We start from the raw sequence: 9,846 nt of genomic DNA on the forward strand, positions 1-9,846 counted from the left end.
CTCTGTAATGCAAGGGTTGCGTCTGCGGCAGGGGCGGGGCAGGGAAAGGACGAAGCCAGGGCGGGCCGGTGGCCGGAAGCAAAGGCAGGCGGCGGAAAGTTCGTCAGCCGGATATGCCGGCCTGTTTCGCATTCTCGATAAATGCGGCGATCATTTCAATGTTCTTCCTGCCCGGCCGGTCTTCGACGCCTGACGAAACATCGACGCCTGAAGCACCCGTGGCCGCGACCGCGTCGGCGACCGTTTCCGGCGTCAGGCCGCCGGACAACAGCCACGGGAGCGGCCATTGCCGCCCCTGGATCAGCGACCAGTCGAATGACAACCCGTTGCCGCCGGGCAGCGCGGCGACATTGGCCGGCGCGCGGGCGTCGAAAAGCAGCATATCGCAGCAATCGGCATACTGATCCGCCGTCTCGACATCGGCTGCGTCGGCGATCCGTATGGCCTTCATGACCGGCATGCTGACCGAGTCCCTGACTTCCCGGACACGGGCCGGTGTCTCGTTGCCGTGCAACTGGATCATATCGAGCGGCACCGTTGCCAGCACATCGCGCAGAACCTCGTCCGCCGGCTCCACGAACAGACCGACCGCACGCACGCCCGTGGGCAACCGCCGCGCGAGGTCGCGCGCAATCGATGGCACGATGCTGCGCGGACTGGGCGGGTAGAAGACAAACCCGACATAGGCGGCGCCGGCGGCGACGCAGGCATCCACGACTTCCGGCGTCGTGACGCCACAGATCTTCACGCCGGCCATGATCTATGCATTCCCTTCTGCGATGAGAGTCGAGAGCGATGCCGCAATCGATCTGGCGGCGTCGCCAGGATCGGCCGCCGCGGTGATCGGACGCCCGATGACCAGCCGCGTGGCGCCGGCAGTCATTGCCTCGATCGGCGTTCGGATCCGGACCTGGTCGCCGGCCGGCGCGCCGGCCGGACGGATGCCGGGGACGACGATTTCCGGGCCGGGACCGACCGCGGCGCGGATGGTTTCGATTTCCCATGGCGAGCAGACAATGCCATCCAGCCCGGCATCATGCGCCAGCCGCGCCAGCCGTTCGGCCTGTTCGGTTGCCTCGGCATGTTGTCCGATGGCCGTAAGATCGTCCGGCCCGAGGCTGGTAAGTACGGTGACCGCCAGCAATTTCGGCCGCGCCACGCCCAGCCGCGCCGCCGCATCGCCGGCCGCGTCGAGGGCTGCCGCCATCATGGCGCTGCCGCCGGACGCATGAACCGTCACGTAGCCCGGCTGCAGGGGGGTGAGCGACCGCATGGCGCCAGCCACGGTGTTTGGAATGTCATGGAGCTTCAGATCGAGAAAGATCGGCAGGCCCTGATCGGCCACAGCGCGGTATCCCTCCGGTCCGGCGCCATAGAAGAACTCCATCCCGATTTTCAGCCCGGCCACATACGGCCGGACATTCTCCGCCACGCGCAGAGCCGTCTGGATGTCGTCGGTGTCGAGTGCGCAAAAGACAGGCGCGGTCATAGCGGCGTCCATGGGGTCGTCGGTCGCTCCTGTTGGCATTGCGTCTTGAAATCGGCGGTGGTCGAACCTGTCGGTCAATGCGGCCTCAGACCTGGCCGGCGGCCGTCAGACGCTTTGGCTCGGACGATGCAGCGCGGTTGGCGGCGTCATTGGCCGCGGCCAGCCGCGCTTTTTCGTTGGCTGTGCGCGCTGCGGCCTCGGCGGTTTCGGCGCGCGTGCGGTAACGGCTCAGCTCGTCGGCAAGTACGGCCACCCGGGAGCGGTTCTGGCGGGCTTCCTTGCGATATTTGTGCTGGGCGAACCACGCCACGATCCCGCCGGCGATGAAGCCGACCGCCACCGCGCCCAGCACCAGCAGATACAAGGGGGCATCAATCGTGAACGGCAGCGGCCACAGTTCGAGCATGACCGAAATCCGATTGGAGATCGCGAACGAGATGGCGAACAGCGCCACGGGTATGGTGATGATCAACGACAGGTAACGCATAACGCGGAGTTCCCGATCGGTTGGTGGGCCGGTAGTGGGTCATCGCGGTGTCCGGCATTCTTGCCGGCAGACTGGATGACCCGTGAAGTCAGTCGGAGCCGGGCCCGTTCCGTTGTGAGTATAATCCGGTAGCGATCCTGCCGCCAGTGCCGCGAAAGGCCACCTTGGTTCCCGATCTTTCGTGCATCCTCGCCCCCGCCTTGCTCGTCCATTCCTGATCGTTACCGGCCACCGATCGCGGACCCGAGCCGGATGAACCCGGTTCGTCGTGCAAACGACGTCGTCGGGCGCGGCGTCAGGAGTCCGAACCGCCGTTGAGCCGCTCGCGAAGCTGCTTGCCGGTCTTGAAGAACGGTACAGCCTTGCCGTGTACGCGCACGGCTTCGCCTGTACGAGGATTGCGCCCGATTCTGGGGTCGCGTTCCTTGACTGAAAAGGCGCCGAATCCGCGCAATTCAACCCGCGCACCCCTGGACAGTGCATCGGCGATCTCGTCGAAAATCGTCGACACGACCTTTTCGACGTCGCGCTGATACAAATGCGGATGCTTCTCCGCAAGGCGCACGATCAGTTCCGATTTCGTCATGAAGGGGTCCCCGGGATTTCCGACGCTGTGGCAGGACCGTCGATGTCCGGCGCTACGGTGCCAGACCGGTGGCGTGATGGCAAGGCCCGCTCGTTGTCGATTCTCCGATTCTTCCCGATTTTTCCTTGGGTTAGCCCTGGTGAAACTGCACTTCGGAGCCAATGGTTCCTTCGGAAATCGAGTGCGGAGTGCGAAAACAAAGACGCCGCCGGCGGTGCCGGCGGCGTCTTTGGTCTCTGGCCCTGATATTCCCGGTTCGGTCAGGCCCCGGTGCCGGGGCCTGAGCAGGATCAGGACTTGTCGTCGTCGTCCTTGGGATCGGTCTGTGCCCTCTTGAGCGCCGCGCCAAGGATTTCGCCCAGGCTCGCGCCGCTGTCGGAGGAACCGAATTCCGCCATCGCCTCTTTTTCTTCGTGCGTTTCGCGGGCCTTGATCGACAGCGTCACCTTGCGGGCGTTGCGGTCGATCTGGGTCACCTGAGCGTCCAGCTTCTCGCCGACGGCGAAACGTTCCGGGCGCTGCTCGGCGCGGTCCCGCGACAGTTCCGACTTGCGGATGAAGCCCGTCAGGCCTTCGCCGACCGCGACTTCGACGCCGCCATCGTTGGTGGCGGTGACCGTGCAGGTCACGACGTCGCCACGCTTGAGGGCGCCGGCGCTGCGTTCGAACGGATCATCGGCAAGCTGCTTGATGCCGAGCGAAATCCGCTCCTTGTTGACGTCGACGTCCAGCACCTTGACCTTGGTGTCGTCGCCCTTCTTGTATTCCTGAATGACTTCTTCGCCGGAGCGGTCCCAGGACAGGTCCGAGAGATGAACCATGCCGTCGATATCGCCCGGCAGACCGACGAACAGACCGAATTCGGTGATGTTCTTGATCTCGCCTTCCAGTTCGGTACCCGGCGGGTACTTGTCGGCGAAGCTGTCCCACGGATTGTCGAGGCACTGCTTGAGACCCAGCGAGATCCGCCGCTTGACCGGATCGACATCCAGCACCATGACCTCGACTTCCTGAGAAGTCGAAACGATCTTGCCCGGATGGATGTTCTTCTTGGTCCAGGACATTTCCGAGACGTGGACCAGACCTTCGATCCCCGGCTCCAGCTCCACGAAGGCGCCGTAGTCGGTGATGTTGGTCACGCGGCCGGTGAATTTCGTGTTGACCGGATACTTGGCCTCGACGCCTTCCCACGGATCGGCTTCGAGCTGCTTCATGCCCAGGCTGATGCGCTGGGTTTCCGGGTTGAACCGGATGACCTGAACCTGAACGTTCTGGCCGATCTGCAGCGCCTCGCTGGGATGATTGATACGCCGCCACGCAATATCGGTGACGTGCAGCAGTCCATCCACACCGCCGAGATCGACGAAAGCGCCGTAATCGGTGATGTTCTTGACGACGCCCTGCAGGACCTGGCCTTCCTTGAGGTTGGCGACCAGTTCGGACCGGGCCTCGGCGCGGCTTTCCTCCAGTACGGCGCGGCGGGACACGACGATGTTGCCCCGGCTGCGGTCCATCTTGAGGATCTGGAACGGTTGCGGCGTGCCCATGAGCGGGCTGACGTCGCGCACCGGCCGGATATCGACCTGCGAACCGGGCAGGAAAGCCACGGCGCCGGAAAGATCGACGGTGAAGCCGCCCTTGACCTTGCCGAAGATGGTTCCGCTGACGCGCTGCTGCTCGTTGAACGCCTTTTCCAGCTGGGTCCATGCCTCCTCCCGGCGAGCCTTCTCGCGCGAGAGCACGGCTTCGCCGTTCTTGTCTTCCATCCGGTCGACATAGACTTCGACCGTGTCGCCGGGCTTCAGCCCGCCTTCACGTTCGGAACCGAATTCCTTGAGCGGCACGCGCCCTTCGGATTTGAGGCCGACATCGATCAGCGCCACGTCGTCTTCGATGGCGATGATCCGTCCCTGGACAACGGTGCCTTCGAATCCTTCGGACACGCTGAGCGATTCGTCCAGCAGTGCGGCAAAGCTCTCGGCTTTGAACTCAGCGGTTTGGGTTTCAGTCATGTAGTCTCCATTGGGGTGATCGCCAGCGAAGATGCCGCGGGTCGTCCCGCATTGGAAAGCATCGACACAGGCAGTCCGGAAGGCCGATCAATGCCGCCGGACGCGATCGTCGTTCCTTTGAAAGCCGTCAACGGATCGAAGCGTCACCGCATCCGCGACGAAACGAGGTCGACCACCTGGTGGAAGACATCGTCGGCATCGCGATTGCTGGTGTCGATCACGAAAGCATCATCGGCCGCCACAAGAGGCGCCACCGATCGCTTGCTGTCGCGTTCGTCCCGTTCCCGCATATCATTGAGAACGGCGTCGTATATAACGTGTGGATCGCTTTCCCGCAACTCCTTGAATCGCCGTTGTGCCCTTGCATCGAGCGATGCCGTCACGAACAGCTTCAACAGGGCGTCAGGGCAGACGACGGTACCGATGTCCCGGCCGTCGAGAACCGCCCCCGGCGGCTGCGCGGCAAAATCCCGCTGGTATTGCAGCAGGGCCTGCCTGACCTCGTTCCGGGCCGCGATCTTGCTGGCCGCCTGGCCGACATCGTCGCGCCGGACGGCGGGGTCCTTCAGCAATGCGGGGTCCAGAGTCCGCGCGGCATCGACTGCCGTTCCGGCGTCGTCCGGGTCGCCGCCGGCGCGCAGAATGGCAAGGCCACAAGCCCGATAAAGAGCACCGGTATCGAGATGCCTGAGCCCGTAGCGCGCGGCGAGTCGGCGTGCCAGGGTGCCCTTGCCCGACGCCGCCGGACCGTCGATGGCGATAATCATGGGCCGATAACCTCCCTGCCATCGAGAGTCCCGTCTTCTCCCTCCGCCTGCCGGCAGGCGCGATTGATCAGTTCGGCAAACCCGGGGAAACTCGTGTCGATGGCCGTCGCGTCGTCGATGGCAACGGGGGCGGCTGCCGACAGTCCGAGCACCAGAAAGCTCATCGCGATGCGATGGTCGAGATCAGTGGTGACCGTCGCGCCGCCAGGCACCTTCCCGCCGGTTCCCACCACCACGAGATCGTCGCCTTCGACCCGGACCGTCACGCCGCAGGCGCCAAGTCCGGTGGCCATGGCCGACAGCCGATCACTCTCCTTGACGCGAAGCTCCGCCAACCCGCGCATGCGAGTCGTGCCGGTCGCGGAGGCGGCGGCAACGGCGAGAATGGGGTACTCGTCGATCATGGTTGCCGCCCGGTCCGGCGGCACGTCGACGCCGGTCAGCGCCGAAGCGCGCACGACCAGATCAGCCACCGGCTCGCCGGCCTGCAGCCGGCGGTTTTCGTAGGTGATGTCGGCCCCCATCTCGGCCAGCGTGGTCAGCAGCCCGATACGGCGCTCGTTCAGGCCGACATCGGGGATGCGTACGTTCGAGCCGGGACGGCACAGCGCGGCGACGATCGGGAAGGCGGCGGAACTGATGTCGCCCGGCACGGCAATCGGACCGGCAATGAGGTCCGGCTGGCCGACCAGGCTGATGGCGTTGCCATCCGGCGTGGAATCCACCGTGACCGTGGCCCCCATGTGCTGCAGCATATGTTCGGTGTGGTCGCGGGTGGCGACCGGCTCGATCACGGTGGTGATGCCCGGCGTGTTCAGCCCGGCCAGCAGGATGGCCGACTTCACCTGAGCCGATGCGACAGGCAGGCGATAGCTGATCGGCGCCGGCCTGTCCGTGCCGACGATCGCCATCGGAAGCCGCGTCCCCGATCGACAGAGAAATGTCGCGCCCATATCGGTCAGCGGCTTGGTGATCCGTGCCATGGGACGTCGGACGAGGCTGGCGTCGCCGGTCATGAAGCTGGTGATCGGATGTGTTGCCAGCAGTCCCGCCAGCAGCCGGGTGGAGGTTCCGCTGTTGCCCATGTCCAGAACCGCCTCGGGTTCCAGCAGCGTGCCGACGCCGACGCCGTCGACCGTCCATGTTCGTTTCAAACGGTCGCCGTCCGACTTTGGTTCACCCGTTTCGGATTGCGGCGGTTCGACCCTGGCGCCGAGCGCGCGCATCGCAGCGGCGGTCGCCAGTACGTCGTGACCTTCCAGTAACCCGGTGACCGTGGTGCGGCCCACCGCGAGTGCCCCCAGCATCAGCGCCCGATGGGAAATCGATTTGTCGCCGGGGATCGAGATCGTTCCGGTCAAGGGCCCTGCCTGGCGCGCGCGCATCGGTGTCGGAGTCGTCGTGGTCATGGACGTCGGGCTTTCGGTTGGAGCGTCGCGGGCGCGCTTTCGGCCATAGGTCTCACTGAGGGATCGTTGCGTGCCGTCGTTCCGGCCAGCGAATGGACTGCTCTTATCACAGTCGCGTCGCCGATGCGAAGCTCCCGGATACGCGATGTGCGTCCGCCGCATGGCAGTCCGTGATATCGCAAAACGGTATTAGGCTTTGACAGTTGCGCCCGAGCGTGGCATTCGCCGCCGACTGAGGAGCCAGAGTCAAGGAGAGCAAGGCGTGGCAAAGCCGGAATGGGGTGCAAAGCGCATCTGCTATAGTTGCGGCGCACGGTACTATGACATGCGCCGGGAACCGCCCGTTTGTCCGAAATGCGGTACTCAGTTCGATCCGGAAGCATTTCTGAAATCGCGGCGCGGACGGACGGCTGCCGTCGATACGGCTGCGGCCAAGCCTGCGGCGGCCAAGGCGCGGCCCGCGGTCGAGGACGATCTGGCCACGGATGCCGAAGAGCCGGAGGTCGAGGCCGAAATCGAGACGCCGGACGCCGAAGACGCCGAGCCGGCGGAGGCGGATGATCTGGCGGCCGATGATGATGTCGACTCGGTGATCGAGGATGCGGACGATCTCGACGACTCCGGCCTGGACGATGTCGCGCCGGACGACGATGACGAGGACGACAGGTAGCGGCAAGACCCGCTGCCTGCGTGGCCGCGGGGGTAAGTCCCCCGCTCAGCCGCGCCGATTGTCCGCCGATTGCGGCACGGGTAATTTTTCTCTTGAAATGCAGGCCGGTGGTCTTTTATATCCGGCTGCACGTTGCCCAGGGCAGCGTGGCCGGCAGCTCCAGACTGCCGGCGCAGACACGATGAAGATCGTGTCTCGGTGGGGCCATAGCTCAGCTGGGAGAGCGCTACAATGGCATTGTAGAGGTCAGCGGTTCGATCCCGCTTGGCTCCACCAATTTTTCCAAGGACTTAACGGTACATTAGGCGCCCCTCGATCTGGGGGCTTTCCGTGTAATTATCTTTCAAGGCCCTGACGCTCCCCTCCATTTATTCGGGATGGTGGTGTGCGTAGAGTTCTGTGGTGCGGCTCATGGCGTGTCCGAGGTAGCCTGCAATTTCCCAGAGAAGTACCCCTTTTCGGGCCTGCCACGTCCCGCAGGTGTGCCGCAAAGTGTGCGGTGATACGTCAACCGTGTAGATTGCGTTTCCATTCTCGTCGTTATCATTGGTGAGAGCAATCAAGCGAGCGTTGCGGCACGCGGTCGCGAACGACTTTTTGACGGACTTGATCGGTTTGCCGTTAAAAGTGAGAACCGGCCCGATCCTTGGCGTCCGCATTCTTGCAGTGCAGCCAGCTCTAGCGAGCGGACCGCCAGCAACGTCCAGGCCGTCTCAACAACCGCTGAGCAACTCGCTGCCTCAACTTCGGAAATCTCCCGTCAGATCGATCAATCGAATAATATGGTCCGCAAAGCGCGAGAAGAAGCCCTGGCGACGAACGAAACGATGCAAAAGCTTGCCGTCACTGCAGATGCCATTGGCAAGGTGGTGGACCGAATCCGCGGCATCGCCGAGCAAACCCACCTACTGGCACTCAATGCAACGATTGAGGCAGCGCGCGCCGGTCAGGCCGACAAGGGCTTCGCCGTGGTAGGCCGGCGAGGTGAAGTCGTTGGCCAACCAGACACCGAATGCGACCGACGAGATCGCCGGCCAGATCGCCGAGGTGCAGGGGGTCTCACGTAACGCCGTTGAAGCGATCGGGTGCGGTTTGACAGCCGATCCTCTCGAACCCAACGGCTGGAGGAAAGCGCTGCACGACTGCCGTCCGCACCGTGAACGGCATGGGTGATGGATTTAAGATATCTTGGAGCCCTGCAATGCCGCCATGATTTGGCACGCCAGATCGCATCTGCAATAGGGCTTGCACAACAGAGGTCCGAGCACAGTCGCTTCATCTTTTTCACCGTTGTGGATGTCAGCGAAGCCCGAGGTAAAGATCACCTTGAGGGTGGGGCGATGCCGCCGCGCCTCCCGGGCCAGGTCGATGCCTGTCTTACCGCCGGGCATCACGATGTCGGTGAACAGGAGATCGATTTGTTCATCGCTTTCGATGATGCGGACTGCCGCCGCGGCGTTCTCTGCTTCGATGATCTGATAGCAAAGGTCCACAAGTTGATGGGTCACGACCTGTCGTACCTCAAGACTAAAGAATTCAACGCCGGAGTCCCGGTCCTTTGCCTGGATGTCGGGGCTGCTCATGCCGTGCGGCATCGTGCTTGTCGGGTCGTTTCCTGCGTTCCTGACCATCCGGGGCCGTCCGGCCGTACGGGGTGAGGCGGCCGTGCGCAAACGCCTTCTGCCAATTGTGGCCGACCATCTCGGGCTGGACTACGATCCCGAGGCAAACGATCCGCCGGATCCCACGCATTTCGGTCAGCGCGGGATGATCATTCGCGCGAATGCTGCTCGGTTTGCGGACGCCCTGATCGCTCGCGCCGGTGGGGTGGCCGCAATCATGCTGGGCGCCGATTTCGCGCCTCCAGGCAAGAAGAGCGCCGCGAACTGGCATGGGTTCTTGCTGCAGGCCGAGTTGCCCCCACCCGCGCCGGCCACGATCCGTATCGGAGGCGACGATGCCTGGCGCCTGGTTGAAAGGGGGGGACTCCCCACCGTTTAACAAGGAGATTCTTGTGTGGCGGTTGATGGGTTGAATGTGGTGCCGGTTTTCAACATGGCGCAGGTAACGTTGAGGAGTCGGTCGGCGACAGATCGCAGGGCGCGGCCATGGCTGTGACCTCGGCTACGAAGGGCGGTGTATTTCAAACGGCTTCTGATGTCGTGCTGAATGGCGACGCGTGCCCAATGGTACATGGCGTTGGCGAGCCGGTCATGGCAGGCCTGTCTTCTGATGACGATGCAACTCTTACCCGATCGCTTGGTTACCGGCGCGACTCCTGTCAAACTGCGCAAGGCGGCGTAGTCACGTCGCTGCAGGGCATCGAAGGCTTCTGCAAGCAGTGTGGCGAGGACGATCCTTCCCACTCCCGGCAAGGATGCGAGGATCTCCACGTCATGCTGCTTCCTCTGCCCAGGCTCGGTCTC

Annotated in this window: 14 protein-coding genes and 1 tRNA gene; 5 read left to right on the forward strand and 10 right to left on the reverse strand. The window is 63.8% G+C overall.

The genetic code is table 11. The features are described from left to right. Window positions 1–103: 103 nt before the first annotated feature. The 7 genes from ABZ728_RS03330 to aroA all read right to left on the reverse strand — a co-directional run bounded on the left by ABZ728_RS03330 (window position 104) and on the right by aroA (window position 6,750). Entirely contained in the window at window positions 104–757 is a 654-nt protein-coding gene (locus tag ABZ728_RS03330; protein WP_366654314.1) for a phosphoribosylanthranilate isomerase, read from the reverse strand. A gap of 3 nt (window positions 758–760) precedes the next feature. After that, complete coding sequence (gene pyrF / locus ABZ728_RS03335; RefSeq protein WP_366654315.1) at window positions 761–1,489, reverse strand: orotidine-5'-phosphate decarboxylase; 729 nt, start codon at window positions 1,487–1,489, stop codon at window positions 761–763. Between the two features lie 85 nt (window positions 1,490–1,574). Beyond that, window positions 1,575–1,976 carry a LapA family protein gene (locus ABZ728_RS03340; RefSeq protein ID WP_366654316.1) on the reverse strand — a complete coding sequence of 134 codons (402 nt, stop codon included), beginning with the start codon at window positions 1,974–1,976 and terminating at the stop codon, window positions 1,575–1,577. Window positions 1,977–2,271: 295 nt separating this feature from the next. Beyond that, entirely contained in the window at window positions 2,272–2,562 is a 291-nt protein-coding gene (ihfB, locus tag ABZ728_RS03345; RefSeq protein WP_366654318.1) for an integration host factor subunit beta, read from the reverse strand. Between the two features lie 290 nt (window positions 2,563–2,852). Continuing rightward, on the reverse strand, window positions 2,853–4,574 hold the full coding sequence (rpsA, locus tag ABZ728_RS03350) for a 30S ribosomal protein S1 (RefSeq protein WP_366654319.1): 1,722 nt from the start codon (window positions 4,572–4,574) through the stop codon (window positions 2,853–2,855). A 143-nt stretch (window positions 4,575–4,717) separates the two neighbouring features. After that, window positions 4,718–5,341, reverse strand: coding sequence for a (d)CMP kinase (cmk, locus tag ABZ728_RS03355; RefSeq protein WP_366654321.1), 624 nt, complete (start codon window positions 5,339–5,341; stop codon window positions 4,718–4,720). After that, a complete protein-coding gene (gene aroA / locus ABZ728_RS03360) occupies window positions 5,338–6,750 on the reverse strand; it encodes a 3-phosphoshikimate 1-carboxyvinyltransferase (protein WP_366654323.1) in 1,413 nt (470 codons plus the stop codon). The genes cmk and aroA overlap by 4 nt, the downstream gene beginning before the upstream one ends. A gap of 262 nt (window positions 6,751–7,012) precedes the next feature. Between aroA and ABZ728_RS03365 the strand changes: the two genes are divergently transcribed. Beyond that, window positions 7,013–7,420 carry a TIGR02300 family protein gene (locus ABZ728_RS03365; protein ID WP_366654324.1) on the forward strand — a complete coding sequence of 136 codons (408 nt, stop codon included), beginning with the start codon at window positions 7,013–7,015 and terminating at the stop codon, window positions 7,418–7,420. Between the two features lie 200 nt (window positions 7,421–7,620). Beyond that, a tRNA-Ala gene (locus ABZ728_RS03370) sits at window positions 7,621–7,696 on the forward strand. 92 nt (window positions 7,697–7,788) lie between these two features. On the opposite strand, the gene ABZ728_RS03375 is transcribed toward ABZ728_RS03370, so the two are convergent. Continuing rightward, window positions 7,789–8,079, reverse strand: a complete 291-nt coding sequence (locus tag ABZ728_RS03375) for a tyrosine-type recombinase/integrase (protein WP_366654325.1) — start codon at window positions 8,077–8,079, stop codon at window positions 7,789–7,791. Window positions 8,080–8,247: 168 nt separating this feature from the next. Here ABZ728_RS03375 and ABZ728_RS03380 point away from each other — a divergent pair, with 168 nt between their 5' ends. Both ABZ728_RS03380 and ABZ728_RS03385 read left to right on the forward strand, forming a co-directional pair. Continuing rightward, window positions 8,248–8,487, forward strand: a complete 240-nt coding sequence (locus ABZ728_RS03380) for a methyl-accepting chemotaxis protein (RefSeq protein WP_366654350.1) — start codon at window positions 8,248–8,250, stop codon at window positions 8,485–8,487. Next, entirely contained in the window at window positions 8,414–8,593 is a 180-nt protein-coding gene (locus tag ABZ728_RS03385; RefSeq protein WP_366654351.1) for a hypothetical protein, read from the forward strand. The genes ABZ728_RS03380 and ABZ728_RS03385 overlap by 74 nt, the downstream gene beginning before the upstream one ends. A gap of 5 nt (window positions 8,594–8,598) precedes the next feature. Here ABZ728_RS03385 and ABZ728_RS03390 read toward each other — a convergent pair whose 3' ends face one another. Continuing rightward, window positions 8,599–9,003, reverse strand: coding sequence for a response regulator (locus ABZ728_RS03390; RefSeq protein ID WP_366654326.1), 405 nt, complete (start codon window positions 9,001–9,003; stop codon window positions 8,599–8,601). Here ABZ728_RS03390 and ABZ728_RS03395 point away from each other — a divergent pair. Next, on the forward strand, window positions 8,987–9,421 hold the full coding sequence (locus ABZ728_RS03395) for a hypothetical protein (RefSeq protein ID WP_366654328.1): 435 nt from the start codon (window positions 8,987–8,989) through the stop codon (window positions 9,419–9,421). The genes ABZ728_RS03390 and ABZ728_RS03395 overlap by 17 nt on opposite strands. On the opposite strand, the gene ABZ728_RS03400 is transcribed toward ABZ728_RS03395, so the two are convergent. Further along, window positions 9,418–9,846, reverse strand: a 429-nt coding sequence (locus ABZ728_RS03400; protein WP_366654329.1) for an IS110 family transposase, incomplete at its 5' end; no start/stop codon positions are given. The two genes, ABZ728_RS03395 and ABZ728_RS03400, sit on opposite strands and share 4 nt — an antisense overlap.

The organism is Fodinicurvata sp. EGI_FJ10296, assembly GCF_040712075.1.
GTDB lineage: Bacteria > Pseudomonadota > Alphaproteobacteria > DSM-16000 > Inquilinaceae > JBFCVL01.